The following is a 19,548-nucleotide window of genomic DNA, read 5'->3' as shown; positions in this document are numbered from 1 at the left end:
TCAGCTGCTGGAACCCGGCGGGATCACGCCCTTGCGGATGATGAAATTGCCGTAGAACCGCCGCTCTGTCGTCTGGACGATCGCATAGGCCTCGCGCGCCTGATCGTAGAAATCGAACCGGTCGACGCCGGTGAGATCCGCGCCTTCGGCCCGAAACAACGCCTCGCCTTCCTGGATCACCTCCGGCCGGGCCTTGGGATCACCGACGACATTCATGAAGCGCACGGCGTCCGGCTCGAAATCGTCGACCGGCAGCAGCGACAGGATCGCCGCGACCGCGCGCGGGGCCGAGCAGTCCATGCGCAGCGCGGTGCCGTGCACCGTGTCGCGCGCCACGGATTCGGACGGGAAGTTCGCGTCGGTGATGACGATCTCGTCGCCATGCCCCATGGCGGCGAGGACGCCCAGCAATTCGGCGTTCAGGAGCGGGTCGATCCCCTTCAGCATGGGCGATGGTCCTTCTGGTGGTCGGCCCCGTTCCGGAGCCGTGTGTTCGTGAGGAGGCTGCGGACGGTGACGATCACGGCCGCTGCGCCCCGCAGCGCGTGGTGTCGATGGCGTAGATCGAGCTCGTTCCGCAGATGAAGAGCCGCGAGCGGTCCGGCCCGCCGAAGGTGAGATTGGCCACGACCTCCGGCACCCGCACGCGGCCGAGCCGTTCGCCGGCCGGCGTGAAGCAATGGACGCCGTCGGCCGCCGAGATCCAGAGCAGGTCCTCCGTGTCGACCCGCAGGCCGTCGGGCACGCGGTCGACCTCGCAGACGACCCGGCTCGCCCCCAGCCGCCGGCCATCCACCACGGTCAGCGCGCGCACGTGATGCGGCCGGCTGTCGTCGGTGCCGAACCCATGGCCGCGGGCACGACCGGAATCGGCCACGTAGAGAACGGATTCGTCGACCGAGAAGGCCAGGCCGTTGGGCCGGTCGAAATCGTCGGCGACGAGCTCGACCGCACCGGTGTCGGGATCGATCCGGTAGACATTGTTCGACCCGATCTCGCTCTCGGCGCGGATGCCCTCATGGTCCGAGATGATTCCGTAGGGCGGATCGGTGAACCAGATCGAGCCGTCGGATTTGACCACCACGTCGTTGGGCGAGTTCAGCCGCTTGCCCTGCCAGTGGGTCGCCAGCACCTCGTAGGTGCCGTCCATCCGGGTCCGGCTGACGCAGCGCCCGGTATGCTCGCAGGAGATCATCGCCCCGTCGCGGTCGCGGGTATGGCCGTTGGTGCTTTGTGCCGGCTGGCGGAAGACGCGCAGGCCGCCCTCCTGCGTCCACGCCATCATGCGGTTGTTGGGAATGTCGGAGAAGCGCAATTCGCCGATCTCGTCGAACCAGACCGGCCCCTCGGCCCAGATGAACCCCTCCGCAATGCGCTCCAGCTTCGCGTCTGGCGGGAAGAATGCCGCAAAGCGCGGATCCTCCACGGCCACAGCCGATCCTGTTTCCCCCATATTCGGCCCTCCCGCCGGCAGTTCGTCCTGGGCGTTTGCAGCAGGAATGCCGTCGCCCCTCGCCTTGAGTGTCACCCGAAGGCGACGCAGATCAACCCTTTACTGTCGGATTTCGCATCGCAACATGGCTATACATTCAGCGCAAAGTTGAAATCCGCCGGCGGCAGCCCGCCCATTGACCGATCGCAGCACCGAAGCTAGCGTAGCATCGTTGCACACGTGTGCAAAGGGCGGTTTTACTTGGGGCGGTTGGCGCTTCTAATTGATTCCGCAACGATAAATACGGGCGTTCGACGCTGGGAGGCCGCGAACGCGCCGGATCTCGGGAGGATGGAATGAAGCCGTTTTCGAAATTGCTGGCGCCGGGCGTCGTCGCCGCGTCGCTGCTGGGCGCCATGGTGCCGGGGCATGCCCAGGACGTCACACTGGCGACCTCCATGCCGGCGCTGGAGTTCCCGTTCTTCGTCCACATGCAGGACGCGCTGACCAAGAAGGCCGAGGAGGTCGGCGGCATCAGCCTGATCGCCACCGACGGCCAGAACCAGACGACCAAGCAGACCGGTGACGTCGAAGCGGCGATCATCCAGGGCGTCGACGGCATCATCATCAGCCCGATCGACGCGGTCGCGATGGCCCCGGCGCTCAAGCAGGCCGTCGATGCCGAGATCCCGGTGATCACGATCGACCGCCGCGTCGACGGTGTCGAGGGTATCCTGTCCCATGTCGGCGCCGACAATGTCGTCGGCGGCGAGGCCCAGGGCAACCTCATCATGGAACTGTTCCCGGACGGCGCCCGCGTCGTCAATCTGCAGGGGCAGCCCGGTGCGAGCCCGGCGATCGATCGCAACAAGGGCCTGCACAACGTCCTCGACGGCAAAGACAAATACGAGTTCGTCGCCGAGCAGACGGCGAATTTCGCCCGCGAGGAAGGCGCGTCGGTCACCGAGGCGATCCTCGGCGGCCTCGCCACCCCGCCGGATGTCATCGTCGCCGCCAATGACGACATGGCGCTCGGCGCCTTGCAGGTGGCGCAGGAGCGCGGCCTCGACATCCCGATCATCGGCTTCGACGCCCTGCCCGAGGCCCTGGCCTCGGTGCGCGACGGCGGCCTCGCCGCGACCATCGAGCAGTTTCCCGGCGGCCAGAGCGCCACGGCGCTGGAGGCGATGATCGCGCATCTGCGCGACGGCAAGGCACCCGAGCCGCTGGTTCTCTTGAACCCGATCGCGATCACCAAGGACAATCTCGACAAGGCCGAGCGCCTCGGCGAGATCCAGTAGCGCCGGGCGTCACCGCGCTGCCAGAAGAGCCGGCGTCGCCGCCGGCTCTTTCCCGCCCCTGTCTTCGGATGAGACCATGACCCCTGCGCCCCCGCCTGCGGTGCCGCACTCGCGAGCGCATCCCTTCGATGCGATCCAGTTCCTGGCCCGCTATGCCGCCCCGCTGTTCCTGCTGCTGCTCGTCGCGATCTTCGCCATTCTCGAGCCGCGTTTCCTGCACCCGCTCAACATCTTCAACGTCCTGCGGCAGGTCTCCATCGCCGGGCTGATCGCCATCGGCATGACCTTCGTCATCCTGACCGCCGGCATCGACCTGTCGGTCGGCTCGCTCCTGGCGCTCGCCGGGCTCGTCGGCGCCTATGTCGCCAAGGGCGGCCTGGACGACCGCTTCGCCATCGCCGCCGGCGACGCTGCGGGCAACCCGGTGATCTTCGCCGTCCTCGCCGCGCTCGCCGTCGGCATGGCCGGCGGCGCGCTCCAGGGGCTGGCGATCACCCGCCTCAAGGTGCCGCCCTTCGTGGTCACGCTGGGCGGGCTCACCGCCTTTCGCGGCGCGGCGCTGCTGTTTTCCGGTGGCGGGCCGATCTCCGGCTTCACCGCCGACTACGCCTGGTGGGGCCAAGGCCGCATCTCGATGGTGCCCGTCCCGGTCATCATCTTCGTCCTTGCGGCGCTCGTTGCACATCTGGTGCTGCGCTACACCGCCTTCGGCAAGCACGTCTACGCCACCGGCGGCAACGCCCGGGCTGCCGCGCTGAATGGCGTGCCGATCCGCCGGATCGTGATGCTGGTCTATGTCATCAGCGGCTTCTTCTGCGGCCTCGCCGCCTTCCTTCTCTCGGCCCGCCTGAACTCGGCCGAGGCGGTCGCCGGCCTGAGCCTAGAACTCACCGTCATCGCCTCCGTCGTCATCGGCGGCACCAGCCTCTTCGGCGGCGTCGGCAGCATTTTCGGCACCGTCGTCGGCGCACTGCTGATCGGCGTCCTCACCAATGGTCTGGTGCTGCTTAACGTCTCCTCCTTCATCCAGCAGATCCTGATCGGCGTGATTCTCGTGGCCGCCGTCGCCCTCGACCAGTTCGCCGCCACGCGGAGGCTTGCCGAATGACCGGACCGCTCTTCGAACTGCGCAACGTTTCCAAGCGCTTCGGCGCGATCCATGCGATCGACGACATCGACCTGACGCTCGGCCATGGCGAGGTCGTCGGCTTGATGGGCGACAACGGCGCCGGCAAGTCGACGCTGGTGCGCATCATCGCCGGCAATTTCCAGCCCTCCGAGGGCGAGATCGCGCTGGAGGGACGGCCGGTGCGCTTCGCCGACAGTGCCGATGCGCGCAATCACGGCATCGAGGTCGTGCATCAGGACCTGGCGCTCTGCGACAACCTGACAGCGGCGGACAACGTCTTCCTCGGCCGCGAACTCAAGCGCCGCATCGGTCCTTTCCAGGTGCTCGACTACCGTGCCATGTCGCGCCGCGCGGCCGAGCTCTTCGCCGAGCTCCAGTCCGAGACCCGCCCCGGCGACAAGGTGCGGATGATGTCCGGCGGCCAGCGCCAGGCCGTCGCAATCGCCCGGACACGCCTGGCGGAATCGAAGATCGTCCTGATGGACGAGCCGACTGCGGCCATCAGCGTGCGTCAGGTCGCGCAGGTGCTGGACCTCATCAAGCGGCTGCGCGACAGCGGCGTTACCGTCGTCCTCATCAGCCACCGCATGCCCGACGTCTTCGCGGTCGCCGAGCGACTGGTGGTGCTGCGCCGCGGCCGCAAGGTCGCCGACAAGCCCATCTCCGCCAGCTCTCCCGAAGAGGCGACCGGCCTGATCACGGGGGCGCTCGAAACGGCATGACGTCAGCCAAGCGACCCTCGCGCCCGTCCCGACGCCGCGTGACCGCGCTCGACGTCGCGGAACTGGCCGGCGTGTCGCGTTCGGCTGTGTCGCGCACCCTCACCGAGGGCGCCAGCGTCTCGGACGAGACGCGCCGCAAGGTACTCGCAGCCGCCAAGGAACTCGGCTATCACCGCAACGCCCTGGTCCGCGGGATGGTAAGCCGGCGCTCCGGCATCATCGGCATCGTCACCGGCCGGCTCGACAATCCCTTCATCGCCGTCGCGCTGGAGCGGCTGGCGCGGCGTCTGCAGGACGATGGCCTGAAGACGCTGATCTTCTCCGGCGACGCGGAAAGCGACCTCCAGATCGCCATGCCGTCCATGCTGGAATACCGGGTCGACGGCTGTTTCTTCCTGTCCAACGACATCTCGCCCCAGTCCGCCGCCCGCTACACCGAATTCGATATCCCGCTGGTGGTCGTGTTCAACTCCGATATCGAGGGCATCTCCGACCACGCCGACGAAGTGCCGGTGGGCGCGGTTACAGTCGACAATGTGGAGATCTCGGCGGCCGTCGCCGACCTGTTCCTGAATGCCGGTTGCCGGCGCCCCGCCTTTCTTGCCGGGTTGCCCTGTGCAGCGACGAGCGGCGAACGGCGGCGCGGCTTCAGGGACCGGCTCGCGGCCCGCGGCGTCGCGCTGCTTGCCGAGGAGACAGGGAATTTCAATTATGCAGACGGTCTTGCCGCCAGCCGGCGGCTGCTGTCGGGAGCCGAGCGGCCCGACGCGATCTTCGCCGCCAACGACGTCATGGCGCTGGCGGTGATCGACGTGGCGCGCAGCGAATTAGGCCTGCAGATTCCCGGCGATCTGGCGGTCGTCGGCTTCGACGACATCGGCGTCGCCGCCCATGCGGCCTACGACCTGACGACGGTCCATCAGCCGGTCGCCGCGATGATCGACGCGGCCGCCGACATGATGCAGGAGCTGCTGGCCGATCCAAGCCAGCGTCCGTCGGACAGGCGGCTGGCGTCGCGTCTGGTGATCCGCGGATCGGCGAGGCCGCCGCGCTCGCAAACGAACATGGAGAACGTCGCGTGAGCCTGCCGGCTGCCCCATCCGAAATTGTCGACGACCGCCCGCTGGTGATCAGCGTGCCGCATCCGCGCTCGCTGGCGCTGATCCTGACCGATGCGCGGCGCAGGCAGCTCTTCGACACCTATCAGGTCGTGGAATGCGAACCGGACGGTCTGGCCGCCCTGCCCGATCCGGTCCTGGCGGCGGCCCGCTACATCATCGGCCAGCCCCCGATCGACGCGGCCACGCTGGAGCGGCTGCAATCGCTGCGCTGCGTCTTCAATGTCGAGAGCAACCTCATCGACAACATGCCCTATACGACGCTGTTCGAGCGCGGCATTCACGTGGTGACGACCGGCGCCGTCTTTGCCCAGCCGGTCGCCGAACTGGGCCTCGCCATGGCACTCGATCTCGCCCGCGGCGTCAGCACCGCGGCGCGCGCCTTCCGCGAGGGGCGCGAAGCCTGGGGCGGCAACGGCAATCAGGGCGCCCGCCTGATCGGCGGATCGGATATTGGCCTGATCGGCTTTGGCGATCTCGGCCGGGCGCTGCACCGGCTGCTGACGGGGCTCGGCGTCACCATCCGGGTCTTCGACCCTTGGCTTCCCGATGCGATCCTGCGCGGCCACGGCGTTGTCCCCGCCACGCTGGAGGAGGTCATGGCCGAGAGCGACACGGTCTTCACCGTCGCCGCGGTCACCTCCGAGAACCAGGGTTTCATTGGCGCCGCCCAGTTTGCGGCCATGCGCGCGGGCGCGTCCTTCATTCTCCTCAGCCGTGCCGACGTCGTCGATTTCGACGCCCTGATGTCGGCGGTGCGTGCCAAGCATATCCAGGCCGCCAGCGACGTCTTCCCCGAGGAGCCGCTGGCGCCGGATCATCCGGTGCGCACCCTCGACGGCTTCCTCTGCTCGGCCCATCGCGCCGGCGCGCTCGATATCGCGTTCAAGCGGATGGGCGACATGGTGCTGGACGATATGGATCTGATGGACCGCGGCCTGCCGCCGATTCTGTCCAAGCGGGCCGAGCGCGAGACCGTCGCCAGGATGCGCTCGCGCCCGGTGACGACAAACTAGATTGGCGGCCGCAGCGAGGCTCCGCCTGAACGAACAGGGAGGATTACCCATGCAGTTCGGCAAACGCGAGATCGGGCGCACCGGCGTCCAGGTCACCGAATACGGCTTCGGCGGTGCGCCGCTGGGCAATCTCTACGCTCCGATCGCCGAGGACGAGGCACGCGGCCTCCTGACCGACGCCTGGGAGGCGGGCTTTCGCTATTTCGACACGGCCCCCTATTACGGTTTCGGCCTGTCGGAGCGCCGTTTCGGCGATGCCCTGCGCGGGTTGCCCTGGCAGGAGGCGGTCGTCTCGACAAAGGTGGGACGGCTGATCCGGCCGGATCGCGGGCCCAATCCGGACCGGGACAAATTCATCGACGCGGCGCCATTCCGCTCCGACTACGACTATTCCTATGACGGCGTCATGCGCTCCCACGAGGACAGCCTGCAGCGGCTGGGCGTCGACCGGGTCGACATCCTCTTCCTGCATGACATCGGCCCGGTGACCCACGGCGCCGCCGCGCATCCGGCGCTGTTCCGGCAGGCCATGGAAGGGGGCTACCGGGCGCTCGACGAATTGCGCCGCAATGGCGACGTCAAGGCGATCGGGCTCGGCGTCAACGAGTGGCAGGTCTGCGAGGAGGCGATGGACCACGGACGCTGGGACGTGTTCCTTCTGGCCGGCCGCTACACGCTTCTCGAACAGACCGCACTCGACAGCTTCCTGCCGCGTTGCCAGCGCGAGAACGCCTCGATCGTCATCGGCGGGCCGTTCAACTCCGGCATTCTGGCGACGGGGCCCGTGGCGGGTGCCACCTACGATTACGAGCCGGCGCCGGCCGCGATCCTGGATCGGGTGCGGCGGATCGAGAGCGTCTGCAAGGCCCATGACGTGCCGCTGGCCGCCGCCGCCCTGCGCTTTCCCCTCACCCATCCGAGCGTCGCCGCGGTCATCCCCGGCATGTCCGCCCGCAACCATCTGCAGCGCAATCTGCAACTGATCGGACAGACGATCCCGGCCGGCCTGTGGTCGGACCTGAAGTCCGAAGGCCTGCTGCGCGCCGACGCGCCGGTCCCGCAGGGCTGAGCAAGCGACCGCCGCTGGCCGGAGCAGCGGCGGTCGTGATCACGCGGATCGCCGGCGGATCAGATCAGGAGGTCGGCGAGGATGTTGTTGTCGGTGATGTCCTGGTAGCTGACGCCGTTCTCGGCGAAGCGGGCCAGCAACCCCTCGAAATTCGCCGGGTCCTTGGTCTCGATGCCGATCAGGATCGAGGCGAAGTCGCGGGCTGATTTCTTCAGATACTCGAAGCGGGCGATGTCGTCGTCCGGGCCGAGATAGTCGAGGAAGTCCTTCAACGCACCGGGACGCTGGGCCAGCCGCAGGATGAAGTATTTCTTCAAGCCTTCGAAGCGCAGCGCCCGCTCCTTCACGTCCGGCAGGCGCTCGAAATCGAAATTGCCGCCTGAGACCACCAGCACGACGGTCTTGCCGCGGATCTCGTCCTTCAGGTCGCGCAGCGCGTCGATGGCCAGCGCGCCGGCCGGTTCGAGGACGATGCCCTCCAGGTTGAGCATCTCCAGCATGGTCTGGCAGAGCCGTCCTTCCGGCGACAGCAGCACGTTGTCCGGCGAAAAGCGCGACAGCGTCTCGTAGGGCAGCGCGCCGATCTCGGCGACGGCTGCACCGTCGACGAATCCGTCGAGCTGCGGCAGACGCGTACGCTCGCCCTTTTCCAGGCTGGTGCGCAGGCTGGGCGCCCCGAGCGGTTCGACGAAGCGGAAGTCGGGGCTGGCTTCGCCGGCGTAGTAGCGCGCAAGGCCCGAGGCCAGTCCGCCGCCGCCGACCGGCAGCACCAGCATGTCGGGGCGCTCGCCGTCGAGCTGCGCGGCGATTTCCTGGCCAACCGTCGCCTGGCCTTCGACGATGTCTTCATGGTCGAAGGGCGGCACCATCGCCGCGCCGGTCTCGGCGGAATAGGCCTTGGCCGCCGCGTAGCAATCATCGAAGAAGTCGCCGATCAGCTCGATCTCGACGGCATCGCCACCGAAGACACGGGTCTTGTCGATCTTCTGCTGCGGCGTCGTCACCGGCATGTAGACCCGGCCCTCAAGACCGAAATGCCGGCAGGCGAAGGCAAAGCCCTGGGCGTGGTTGCCGGCCGAGGCGCAGCAGAACCGCCCGGTCGCCGAACCGTTGGCGATCCGCTTGCGCATGAAATTGAAGGCGCCGCGGATCTTGTAGGAGCGCACCGGCGTCAGATCTTCGCGCTTCAGGAAGATGCGCGCATCGTATCTGGCGGAAAGATGCTCGTTGAGCTGCAGGGGCGTCGCCGGAAACAGGGCACGCAGGGCCTCTTCCGCGACAGCGACGCGGCGGGAAAACTCGTTATCGGACATGAATCACAGACTTAGCTCTTGTGGAACCGGCTCCGGCTCCGGAGGAATGCACGGCCGTCACATGCGGCGGCCGGATAGGCGGAAGCTGTCTAGGCGACGCCGCCGCGTGCCGGACATGTCAGAGCACCGGAAGGCTGCTGTGCAGCAGGGGCGCCAGACAGGCCGGCGCCGATAATCAGGGACGTGGCTCCGCCGATCGTGATGTTCCATGCCATCGCGCGCCCCTTTCTCTGCTCGATTGCCGTTGCGCCAGCCATCGGCCATCCGCGCGAATTTGTAAAGCCGCGCGGCCGATCCGCGTCTCGGCGTCGCTGTCGTTGCGTGGTCCGAAGGCTGCGGCGATAATCGCCCCTCTCAAGCCTGCGCGGGAGAATGCCCGATGGATCTCGTCATGACAGTCGGCAGCGTGTTCGCGGTATTCGTCCCGGCGCTGATGCTGCCGGGGCCCGATTTCGTTGCGGTCGTGCGCTCTGCCATGACGCGGGGCTCGCGGGCCGGCCTGGCGACGGCGCTGGGCGTCTCGCTGGGTCTCGGCTTCTATGCCGGCCTGAGCCTGATTGGCCTCTCGGCGATCCTGACCCAGTATCAATGGCTGATCTGGCTCGTCCGCATCCTCGGCGGCGCCTATCTCGTTTTCCTCGGCCTGCGGCTGATCATCAAGCGGCCCGATCGCGTGGAGATCGCCGGCGAGGCGCCGCGCGAGCGCAGTGCGCTCCTGTTCGGCTTCGTCGTCACCCTGACCAATCCCAAGGCGATCGTGCTGTTCGCCAGCGTCTTTGCGACGGCCGCGTCCGGCGCCTGCTTCGTCGCGATCGGGCTGAAGATCATGTCGGATGCCCGGAGCCCGGTCGCCGCCTGATCGGAAAGGCGCGACCGGGCCGTTTGGCGGTCCGATGCGTCAGACGAAGAGGTCGACCAGTTCGAAGCGCTCCACGTCGACGATGCCCTTGTCGGAGATGCGCAGGCTGGGAATGACCACCAGCGCCAGCAGCGAATGCTGCATATAGGCGTTGTTGAGCGTGCAGCCGGCCGCCTGCATCGCCGCGATCAGCCGGTCGGCCTTTTCCGCGACGATCTCGGCCCGCTCGCTCGACATCAGGCCGGCGATCGGCATCTCGACCAGCGCTTGCTCCTTGCCATCGGCGAAGAAGACCACGCCGCCGCCGACCTCGCCCAGCCGGTTGGCGGCCAGCGCCATGTCGTCCTCGGACGTGCCGACGACGATCATGTGGTGGCTGTCATGGGCGACGGTGGAGGCCATGGCGCAGCGTCCCGTGTAGCCGAAGCCCGAGACGAAGCCGTTGACCACGTCGCCGCTCGCCCGGTGGCGCTCGACCAGCGCGATGCGGCAGACGTCGTTGTCCGGGTCGGGCATGGCGATGCCGCCCTGCACCGGCACCCGCGCGGTGAGCGCCCGGGTCGGCGCCTGGTTCTCGACCACCCCGATGACCCGCGCCTCGACCGTCGCGCCCGCGCCCTTCGGCGCGGCGACGCGGAAGTCGTCCGCCGTCAGCGCCCGGCCGAGCTTCACCGTATCGATGGCGCTGTCCGGATAGGCATGGGCCGGCATGTCGGCTTCCAGCTTGCCGCCGGATGCCAACCGCACGCCGCGGCCATAGACGGCGTCGATGGTCAGATCGCTCAGATCGGAGACGATCAGGAAATCCGCGCGGCGCCCCGGCGTGACCGAGCCGATCTCGCGCTCCAGCTTGAAATGCTCGGCGGTGTTGATCGTCGCCATCTGGATCGCGGTCATTGGCTTTAGGCCGCGCGAGATGGCATGCCGCACGACGCGGTCCATGTGGCCCTCGCGGACCAGCGTGCCGGAATGGCAGTCGTCGGTGCACAGGATGAAGTGCCGCGAATCGAGCCCCATCTCGGTGATCGCCCGCACCTGTTCGGCGACGTCGTACCAGGCCGAGCCCAGCCGCAGCATCGCCTTCATGCCCTGGCGAACCCGCGCGGCGGCATCCTCCATGCGGGTGCCCTCGTGGTCGTCCTCGGGACCACCGGCGACATAGGCGTGGAAGGCGCGACCGAGATCGGGCGAGGCATAGTGGCCGCCGACCGTCCGCCCGGCCTTCCGGGTTGCCGCGATCTCGCCGACCATCGTCGGGTCGTTGGCCGCCACGCCGGGAAAGTTCATGACCTCGCCGAGGCCGATGATCGCCGGCCAGCCCATCGCCTCGGCGACATCCCGCGGGCCGAGGATCGCACCGCCTTCCTCCAGGCCCGGCGCCGACGGCACGCAGGACGGCATCTGCACCCAGACATTCACCGGCTGGGCCAGTGCCTCGTCATGCATCAGCCGGACGCCCGGCAGGCCCAGCACATTGGCGATCTCGTGCGGGTCGATGAACATCGAGGTCGTGCCGTGCGGAATCACCGCGCGGCAGAACTCGGTAACGGTCACCATGCCGCTCTCGACATGCATGTGCGCGTCGCAAAGCCCCGGCATGATGAAGCGCCCGGCAGCGTCCACCACCTCGGTATCCGGCCCGATCATGTAGCCGGCGTCGGGCCCGCAATAGGCAAAGCGCCCGGCAGCGACCGCCACGTCGGTCTGCGCAATGATCTCGCCGGAATGGACATTGACCCAGCGCGCGTTGCGCACGACCAGATCAGCCGGAGTCCGCCCCATCGCCACATCGACGAGTTGCGGCGCCACGGCCTCGAACGGGGGCACGCTGGGGGGTAGATCGGTCATGGAATGTCCCCGTGGAGAGAGCCCGGCCGCCGCTGCCAGTCCGTGATCGGCGGTCACACATTGTGGTGATCAGTGCCACTGATGGCTCGCTGATGGAGCCATCGTTCGCGAATTGCAGCAAGAACCGGCACTAAGTCGTTCTGTCTGCTGGTGCGGGCGGCGGGACTCGAACCCGCACGGGACGAAGCCCGAGGGATTTTAAGTCCCTTGCGTCTACCATTCCGCCACGCCCGCGCCGCCGCGACCTCAACCAAACGGGGTATCCGTGTCAAGATTCGTGGACCGAATGTCACACTGAAACAAAAAGCCATCGCGAAATGCGGCGAAAATGAGTAACGTTGCGTAACCGGCGGGCCAGAAGCCGGACCACACGAGCATGGGAGACCGACGCATGACGGAGCACTCCAGCCGTTTCGGAGACACCACCCGATCCGCGCGCATTGCCCGCGTGGAGAGTGTCGACAGCGCCAGTACCGATGCTCGCGAAGCGCAGGGTTTCCTCGTCCGGTTGAAGAAGCAGAACGCGGCCCTGACGCGCCTGCTCGATGCGCTCAATTTCGAAGGCAACGGCTCGCTTCAGGAGACGCCGAACAACTGAGACGAGCGCATTTCGGCGCCCCCGATCCTGCAGGCCCTCACGCCCGATGCGTGACGCAGGCGATCGGAATCATGTCTTTGCGCCGTCTATCGGCGTAGCGGTCGCCCGAGCCATATCGGACGACCACCCTCGAGGGGCATCTCGTGTCCCTCGCCTTCCCCAAAAATCCGGCCTGGTTCAGGCCGCGACCTTCGCGGCAATCTCGGCGATGTGCCGACCCTGGAAACGGGCGCCGTCGAGCTCGATCTGGCTCGGCATGCGCGAACCGTCACCCCTGGCCATGGTGGAAGCGCCATAGGGCGTGCCGCCGACGATCTCGTCCATGTCCATCTGTCCGGCGAAGGCATAGGGCAGACCGACGGCCATCAGCCCGTGATGCAGCAGCGTCTTGATCACCGAGATCAGCGTCGTCTCGTTGCCGCCATGCTGGGACGCGGACGAGGTGAAGGCACCGCCGACCTTGCCGACGAGCGCGCCCTTCGCCCAAAGCGGGCCGGTGCGATCCCAGAACGCCTGCATCTGCGAGGCCATGTTGCCGAAGCGGGTCGGCACGCCGACGATGATGGCGTCGTAGTTGGGCAGATCCATCGGGTCGCATTCCGGATGGGCGTAATCCGTCTTGAAATGTGCCGCCGCCACAACTTCCTGCGGGGCTGTCTCGGGGACGCGCTTGATGTCTACCGTGGCGCCGGCGCTGGTCGCGCCCTCGGCCACGGCTTCCGCCATCGCCTCGATATGTCCGTAGCTGGAGTAGTAGAGTACGAGGACTTTCGCCATCGGTTCGCTTCCTTTCAGAAAATGTCGTGAAGTCTGGACGCCGCATGGGCTCGGGGCCTTACCTAGTCGGCTTGCCGGCATCCGAGAGGGGGGTGATGTTGCAACGCACCGTCACCCCGCCGAAGCGAAGCGGGCGTCTTGCCATTTTGCGCTAGGCCTTGCCTTGCGCCGCCGAACGCCCTCATTAGCGGTGCTGCAGCGCCGTCCGGACCGGGTGGTGCCGCTGAGAATCGATCGAGCTGTGGAGGGTCGCGGACGCAGTCCGTGCCGTGGTCCCAGCGCAGTGCCGGAGCTTCGCCATGAGTGCCCAACCCGCCGCGACCGCCGCGATGCTCGCCATCGGCGACGAACTCCTGTCCGGGCGCACCAAGGACAAGAATATCGGCCATCTGGCCGAATTCCTGACGCTCGCCGGCATCGATCTCAAGGAGGTCCGCATCATCGGCGACGAGCCGCATTTCATCGCGGACACGCTCAATACCCTCAGGCGCAGCTACGACTACGTCTTCACCTCGGGCGGGATCGGCCCCACCCATGACGACCTGACCGCCGATGCGGTCGCCGCCGCCTTCGGACTGCCCATCGGCGAGCATCCCGAGGCGGTCGAACTCCTGGCGGACTATTATGCCGGCCGCGGCCTCGAGTTCACCGACGCCCGCCGCCGCATGACTCGCACCCCGGAGGGCGCGACGCTCATCGACAATCCGGTGTCGAAGGCCCCGGGCTTTCGCATCGACAATGTCTTCGTCATGGCCGGTGTCCCGCAGATCTTCCAGGCCATGCTGGGCAATGTCCTGTCGACGCTGCCGGCCGGCCAGGCCATCGCCAGCCTCGCCATCCCCTGCCCGTATGGCGAAGGCGACATCGGCGATCCGCTGCGCAGCCTGTCCAAGGCCCATCCGGCCGTGACGATAGGCTCCTATCCGAAGTTCGACGGGGACCGTTATTCCACCGAGATCGTCGTGCGCTCGCGCGACGATGCGGCCCTGAAGAGCGCCGCAGCCGCCGTCACGGCGATGCTCGAGGATCTTGGACGGGCGCGTACCAAGGGGTAGGACCGAGCCCGGCGGACCGGCGATCTCCTTCCGATCCGACGCCGGCAACGTGTCCGTTTTGCCGCAGTGCTGCGGCGCTCGGCTGTTTTATGCGTGGAAACCCGCGTCCGCGGGCCACGCGGCTTGCATCGGCGGGATGATTCGATCTATCGCAACCGCTCCCTCCAGCAGCCCGGAAGCGCGTCATGTCCACGGTCGAGAAATCCTTCCCCGTCTCCTGGGACCAGTTTCACCGCGATGCACGGGCACTGGCCTGGCGGCTGGCGAGCCAGCGCGACGACTGGCGCGCCATCGTCTGCATCACCCGTGGCGGCCTCGTGCCGGCGGCCATCATCGCCCGCGAGATCGGCACGCGCCTGATCGAGACGGTCTGCATCGCGTCCTACCACGAGTACAGCGAGCAGGGAGAGCTCAGGGTTCTCAAGGAGATCTCGCCGGAACTCCTGAAGGATGAGGGCGACGGCATCCTGATCGTCGACGACCTGACCGACACCGGCAAGACCGCCGGCCTGGTGCGCACCATGCTCCCCAAGGCGCATTTCGCCACCGTCTACGCCAAGCCGAAGGGCCGGCCGCTGGTCGACACCTTCATCACCGAGGTGTCGCAGGACACCTGGATCTTCTTCCCCTGGGATCTCGGCCTGACCTTCCAGGCGCCGATCAGCAAGAGCACCCTCGGCTGACACCCACTCGGCAATAAGCCCCCTCGCCGGCCCGGTTCGCTGTCCGGCTGAAGGACGAGACGCGTTCGGGCGTCGATCTTCGTAGCCAGACACCGATTCGGTTACCGGGACCGGCCGATCCGGTCCGGGCGTTCTCTGCCCGCCTTCGCACCGTTGCCCGACCGCACCGGTGCGACATCAAGCGTCCGACGAAACAGCCGTGCTCCGGCGCCTTCGCGGACTTGTCCCCGCTTTCAACCGCTGTCCACACTTGCGCTCGCCAGCCTCCCCCTGCGAGGTTGGCCGCAAGCTGCAGGCCCGCCCGAGAGCGATCCGGCGCCGGCTGGAACGTCGGCCCGGCAGGGCGGAACCGGCCGCGTGGCGCCAAGGCGTTAACCGCTGTCCACAGGCCCATCGGGAATAGGTGGATAAGCTGCTGCCTCCGGTCCCGAACGCCCGATTCAGAGTCGCTTAACCACCCCGAATATACTATATCTAGTGTCGCCAGCCGGGACCCATACCACATGCGCCCGGCGGTGATTTTTCGAGGACAACGCGCCGCGCGAAGGGGTTTCCCTCGCCCGCTGGCGCGATTCGTTGCGGCAAACACGGAATAGACGAGGACCGTCATGGGCATGAAGATCGAACGCCGGTACACGAAGGCTGGCGAGAGCGCCTACCATTCGGTCGAGTTCCGCAAGGCGACGAGCGAGATCAAGAACCCCGACGGTTCGGTGGTCTTCCGCCTCGCCGGCATCGACGTGCCGGCCCAGTTCAGCCAGGTCGCCAGCGACATCCTGGCGCAGAAATATTTCCGCAAGGCGGGCGTGCCGAAGGCGCTGAAGAAGGTCGAGGAGAACGACGTTCCCTCCTTCCTCTGGCGCTCGGTCGCCGACGAGGAGGCGCTGGCCAAGCTGCCCGAGGCCGAGCGCACCGGCTCGGAGATGGACGCACGCCAGGTCTTCGACCGGCTCGCCGGCACCTGGACCTACTGGGGCTGGAAGGGCGGCTATTTCGCCTCGGAAGAGGACGCCGCCGCCTTCAAGGACGAGCTCGCCTACATGCTCGCCACCCAGAAGGTCGCGCCGAACTCGCCGCAGTGGTTCAACACCGGCCTGCACTGGGCCTACGGCATCGACGGCCCCGGCCAAGGCCATTATTACGTCGACTACCGCACCGGCGAACTGACCCGCTCGACCTCGTCCTACGAGCATCCGCAGCCGCATGCCTGCTTCATCCAGTCCGTCGCCGACGATCTGGTCAATGACGGCGGCATCATGGATCTGTGGGTCCGCGAGGCGCGCCTGTTCAAATACGGCTCCGGCACCGGCTCCAACTTCTCCTATCTGCGCGGCGAAGGCGAAACCCTTGCCGGCGGCGGCAAGTCGTCGGGCCTGATGAGCTTCCTGAAGATCGGCGACCGCGCGGCGGGCGCCATCAAGTCGGGCGGCACCACCCGCCGCGCCGCCAAGATGGTCGTCGTCGACATCGATCATCCCGATATCGAGAACTACATCTCGTGGAAGGTCCGCGAGGAAGAGAAGGTCGCCGCGCTCGTCACCGGCTCCAAGACCGTGTCGAAGCACCTCAAGGCGATCCTGTCGGCCTGCGTGAACTGCGAGGGCCCGGACGGCGACTGCTTCGAGCCGATGAAGAACCCGGCGCTCAAGCGCGCGGTCAAGGACGCCAAGCGCGCCCAGGTTCCGGAGAACTACGTCAAGCGCGTCATCCAGTTCGCGCGGCAGGGCTACACCGACATCGAATTCCCGGTCTACGACACCGACTGGGATTCCGAAGCCTATCTCACCGTGTCCGGCCAGAACTCCAACAATTCGGTCTCGCTGAAGGACGACTTCCTGCGCGCGGTCGAGGAGGACGGCACCTGGGACCTGATCCGTCGCACCGACGGCAAGGTCGCCAAGACCCTGAAGGCGCGCGAGCTCTGGGACCAGATCGGCTACGCCGCCTGGGCCTCGGCGGATCCCGGCCTGCACTACAACACCACCATGAACGACTGGCACACCTGCCCGGCGGCCGGCCCGATCCGCGCCTCCAATCCGTGCTCGGAATACATGTTCCTCGACGACACGGCCTGTAACCTGGCGTCGCTGAACCTCATCCAGTTCCGCGAGGAAGGCCTCGACGGCCCGGAGGGCATCAAGCGCTTCGACACCGACGCCTTCGAGCATGCCACCCGCCTGTGGACCGTCGTCCTCGAGATCTCGGTGATGATGGCGCAGTTCCCGTCCAAGGAGATCGCGCGGCTGTCCTACGACTACCGCACGCTGGGCCTCGGCTTCGCCAATATCGGCGGCCTGCTGATGACCGCCGGCATCCCCTATGATTCCGACGAGGGTCGGGCGATCTGCGGCGCCATCGCGGCGCTGATGACCGGCGTCGCCTACAAGACCTCGGCCGAGATGGCCGGGCATCTGGGCGCCTTCCCGGACTACGAGCGCAATTCCGAGCACATGCTGCGCGTCATGCGCAATCATGGCCGGGCCGCCCATGGCATCGCCAATGGCTATGAGGGCCTGTCGGTCGACCCGGTCCCGCTCGACCATGCCTCGCTGCCCGACAAGCGCCTCTCCGCCCGGGCCAAGACCGCCTGGACCGATGCCGTCGAACTCGGCAAGAAGAACGGCTACCGTAACGCCCAGGTCTCGGTGATCGCGCCCACCGGCACGATCGGCCTCGTCATGGATTGCGACACCACCGGCATCGAGCCCGACTTCGCGCTGGTGAAGTTCAAGAAGCTCGCCGGCGGCGGTTACTTCAAGATCATCAACCGCGCCGCGCCGGAGGCCCTGCGCTCGCTCGGCTACACCGAAGCCCAGATCGCCGAGATGGAGGCCTATGCGGTCGGCCACGGCAATCTGAACCAGGCGCCGGCGATCAATCCGGGCTCGCTCAAGGCCAAGGGCTTCACCGACGAGCACATCGCCGCGCTCAACGCCGCGCTCGGCTCGGCCTTCGACATCAAGTTCGTCTTCAACAAGTGGACCCTCGGCGAGGCGTTCATGAAGGAGACGCTGGGTGTCTCCGACGAGCAGCTGGCCGACTTCGCCTTCGAGCTCCTGCCCTTCCTCGGCTTCTCGAAGAAGGACATCGACGCGGCCAACGTCCATGTCTGCGGCGCCATGACGCTTGAGGGCGCACCGCACCTCAAGCCCGAGCACCTGGCGGTGTTCGACTGCGCGACCCCCTGTGGGCGCATCGGCAAGCGCTACCTGTCGGTGGAATCCCACATCCGCATGATGGCGGCGGCGCAGCCCTTCATCTCGGGCGCCATCTCCAAGACCATCAACATGCCGAACGAGGCGACGGTCGAGGACTGCAACGCGGCCTACATGCTCTCGTGGAAGCTGGCCCTGAAGGCGAACGCCCTCTACCGCGACGGCTCCAAGCTGTCGCAGCCGCTCAACGCCTCGCTGATCGCCGACGAGGACGACGAGGACGAGGACGCCGTCGAGATGGCGACCGCGGCGCTCGCCTCCGCGACCAAGCCGGCCCAGGCCGCGGAAGTCGCCGAGCGCATCGTCGAGCGGATCGTCGAGAAGGTGGTGCGCGACCGCGAGAAGCTGCCGAACCGGCGCAAGGGCTACACCCAGAAGGCCATTGTGGGCGGCCACAAGGTGTATCTGCGCACCGGCGAGTTCGATGACGGCCGCATCGGCGAGATCTTCATCGACATGCACAAGGAAGGCGCGGCCTTCCGGGCGATGATGAACAATTTCGCCATCGCCATCTCGCTGGGCCTGCAGTTCGGCGTGCCGCTGGACGAATATGTCGAGGCCTTCACCTTCACCCGCTTCGAGCCGGCGGGCATGGTCCAGGGCAACGAGGCGATCAAGAACGCCACGTCGATCCTCGACTACGTCTTCCGCGAGCTGGCGGTCTCCTATCTGGACCGGCACGATCTCGCCCATGTCCAGCCGGAAGATTTCGGCGCCTCGACCCTCGGTCGCGGTGTCGAGGGCGACAAGCCGCAGCCGCTGCCGGTCTCCCACGGCATGGTCCGCGGGCAGACGTCGAAGTTCCGGCTGATCTCCTCGGCCGAGCCCCAGGGCAACGCGGCCAACGCCCCGGCCGGCACCAAGCCGGTGACCACGGCCGCGCGGACGGCGGCCAACACCGCCGGCGGATCCCCTGCCCGCGTCACCGGCCGTCCGGCAACGGCGGCCGCCACGGCCACGGCTTTGTCGCCGACGGCGCTCGGCACGCCGGCGGCCGCCTTCAAGCGCGATTACGAGCAGGCGCCGCTTGCCGATCCGGCCCCGACGTCGGACACGACGCCGGCCCAGGGCCTGTTCGATCAGCCGCTGGCCTATGAGGCGAGCGCGAAGGACACCGCCAATGTGGCGGCGGCACCGTCGACCGCCGAACGGCGCTCCATCGCCATGATGAAGGGCTACACCGGCGACAGCTGCACCGAATGCGGCAACTACTCGATGGTCCGCAATGGCACCTGCCTGAAATGCGACACCTGCGGCTCGACCAGCGGCTGCAGCTGATCCGACCCAAAGACCGTCAAGAGCCCCGGAAGCCCTGCTTCCGGGGCTTTTTCGTTTGGTGGAAAGACTTTGACCTGAAGCGTCATCGGATCTCGCCCCCGTTTCGCGCGACGGGACACTTACGGGGCCGGCCTG

16 protein-coding genes and 1 tRNA gene are annotated in these 19,548 nt (G+C 67.3%); 11 read left to right on the top strand and 6 right to left on the bottom strand.

The annotated features are described in order from the left end of the window. Positions 1-447 (bottom strand): RbsD/FucU family protein, encoded by a 447-nt coding sequence (locus tag ACEQX1_RS17635; RefSeq protein WP_370192708.1) that lies wholly within the window; start codon positions 445-447, stop codon positions 1-3. A gap of 73 nt (positions 448-520) precedes the next feature. Continuing rightward, positions 521-1,453, bottom strand: coding sequence for an SMP-30/gluconolactonase/LRE family protein (locus ACEQX1_RS17630; protein ID WP_370192709.1), 933 nt, complete (start codon positions 1,451-1,453; stop codon positions 521-523). Positions 1,454-1,788: 335 nt separating this feature from the next. Here ACEQX1_RS17630 and ACEQX1_RS17625 point away from each other — a divergent pair, with 335 nt between their 5' ends. From ACEQX1_RS17625 to ACEQX1_RS17600, 6 genes are all read left to right on the top strand, one after another. After that, positions 1,789-2,733 (top strand): substrate-binding domain-containing protein, encoded by a 945-nt coding sequence (locus ACEQX1_RS17625; RefSeq protein WP_370197250.1) that lies wholly within the window; start codon positions 1,789-1,791, stop codon positions 2,731-2,733. A 76-nt stretch (positions 2,734-2,809) separates the two neighbouring features. Continuing rightward, positions 2,810-3,841, top strand: coding sequence for an ABC transporter permease (locus tag ACEQX1_RS17620; RefSeq protein WP_370197247.1), 1,032 nt, complete (start codon positions 2,810-2,812; stop codon positions 3,839-3,841). Then, the gene (locus ACEQX1_RS17615; protein WP_370192712.1) at positions 3,838-4,584 is read left to right on the top strand and encodes an ATP-binding cassette domain-containing protein; all 747 of its coding nucleotides are present in this window, start codon (positions 3,838-3,840) and stop codon (positions 4,582-4,584) included. The genes ACEQX1_RS17620 and ACEQX1_RS17615 overlap by 4 nt, the downstream gene beginning before the upstream one ends. A gap of 38 nt (positions 4,585-4,622) precedes the next feature. Further along, positions 4,623-5,666 (top strand): LacI family DNA-binding transcriptional regulator, encoded by a 1,044-nt coding sequence (locus ACEQX1_RS17610; RefSeq protein ID WP_370192713.1) that lies wholly within the window; start codon positions 4,623-4,625, stop codon positions 5,664-5,666. Next, positions 5,663-6,718 carry a hydroxyacid dehydrogenase gene (locus ACEQX1_RS17605; protein WP_370197244.1) on the top strand — a complete coding sequence of 352 codons (1,056 nt, stop codon included), beginning with the start codon at positions 5,663-5,665 and terminating at the stop codon, positions 6,716-6,718. Before ACEQX1_RS17610 ends, ACEQX1_RS17605 begins: the two co-directional genes overlap by 4 nt. 49 nt (positions 6,719-6,767) lie before the next feature. Further along, positions 6,768-7,787 (top strand): aldo/keto reductase, encoded by a 1,020-nt coding sequence (locus tag ACEQX1_RS17600; RefSeq protein WP_370192717.1) that lies wholly within the window; start codon positions 6,768-6,770, stop codon positions 7,785-7,787. Positions 7,788-7,846: 59 nt separating this feature from the next. On the opposite strand, the gene ilvA is transcribed toward ACEQX1_RS17600, so the two are convergent. After that, positions 7,847-9,100 carry a threonine ammonia-lyase IlvA gene (gene ilvA / locus ACEQX1_RS17595; RefSeq protein WP_188077935.1) on the bottom strand — a complete coding sequence of 418 codons (1,254 nt, stop codon included), beginning with the start codon at positions 9,098-9,100 and terminating at the stop codon, positions 7,847-7,849. Between the two features lie 391 nt (positions 9,101-9,491). Here ilvA and ACEQX1_RS17590 point away from each other — a divergent pair, with 391 nt between their 5' ends. After that, a complete protein-coding gene (locus ACEQX1_RS17590) occupies positions 9,492-9,959 on the top strand; it encodes a LysE family translocator (RefSeq protein WP_370197241.1) in 468 nt (155 codons plus the stop codon). Between the two features lie 39 nt (positions 9,960-9,998). Here ACEQX1_RS17590 and ade read toward each other — a convergent pair whose 3' ends face one another. After that, positions 9,999-11,807 carry an adenine deaminase gene (gene ade / locus ACEQX1_RS17585; protein ID WP_370192722.1) on the bottom strand — a complete coding sequence of 603 codons (1,809 nt, stop codon included), beginning with the start codon at positions 11,805-11,807 and terminating at the stop codon, positions 9,999-10,001. Positions 11,808-11,955: 148 nt separating this feature from the next. Next, positions 11,956-12,041: transfer RNA gene (locus tag ACEQX1_RS17580), tRNA-Leu, on the bottom strand. A 157-nt stretch (positions 12,042-12,198) separates the two neighbouring features. On the opposite strand from ACEQX1_RS17580, the gene ACEQX1_RS17575 reads away from it, so the two are divergent. Then, on the top strand, positions 12,199-12,405 hold the full coding sequence (locus ACEQX1_RS17575) for a hypothetical protein (RefSeq protein ID WP_228240982.1): 207 nt from the start codon (positions 12,199-12,201) through the stop codon (positions 12,403-12,405). Positions 12,406-12,582: 177 nt separating this feature from the next. On the opposite strand, the gene wrbA is transcribed toward ACEQX1_RS17575, so the two are convergent. Continuing rightward, positions 12,583-13,182, bottom strand: a complete 600-nt coding sequence (wrbA, locus tag ACEQX1_RS17570; RefSeq protein WP_228240981.1) for an NAD(P)H:quinone oxidoreductase — start codon at positions 13,180-13,182, stop codon at positions 12,583-12,585. Positions 13,183-13,481: 299 nt separating this feature from the next. On the opposite strand from wrbA, the gene ACEQX1_RS17565 reads away from it, so the two are divergent. The 3 genes from ACEQX1_RS17565 to ACEQX1_RS17555 all read left to right on the top strand — a co-directional run bounded on the left by ACEQX1_RS17565 (position 13,482) and on the right by ACEQX1_RS17555 (position 19,413). After that, positions 13,482-14,237, top strand: a complete 756-nt coding sequence (locus ACEQX1_RS17565; protein ID WP_370192725.1) for a competence/damage-inducible protein A — start codon at positions 13,482-13,484, stop codon at positions 14,235-14,237. A 185-nt stretch (positions 14,238-14,422) separates the two neighbouring features. Further along, the gene (gene gpt / locus ACEQX1_RS17560) at positions 14,423-14,920 is read left to right on the top strand and encodes a xanthine phosphoribosyltransferase (RefSeq protein WP_009209626.1); all 498 of its coding nucleotides are present in this window, start codon (positions 14,423-14,425) and stop codon (positions 14,918-14,920) included. A 614-nt stretch (positions 14,921-15,534) separates the two neighbouring features. Then, positions 15,535-19,413: a vitamin B12-dependent ribonucleotide reductase gene (locus ACEQX1_RS17555; protein WP_188077929.1), complete on the top strand. Its 3,879-nt coding sequence runs from the start codon at positions 15,535-15,537 to the stop codon at positions 19,411-19,413. The last annotated feature ends 135 nt before the right edge of the window (positions 19,414-19,548 follow it).

This window comes from Aurantimonas sp. (assembly GCF_964217435.1).
Lineage (GTDB): Bacteria > Pseudomonadota > Alphaproteobacteria > Rhizobiales > Rhizobiaceae > Aurantimonas > Aurantimonas coralicida.
The sequence above is the reverse complement of the archived record's forward strand: the minus strand, read 5'-3'. Positions and strand labels throughout refer to the sequence as shown.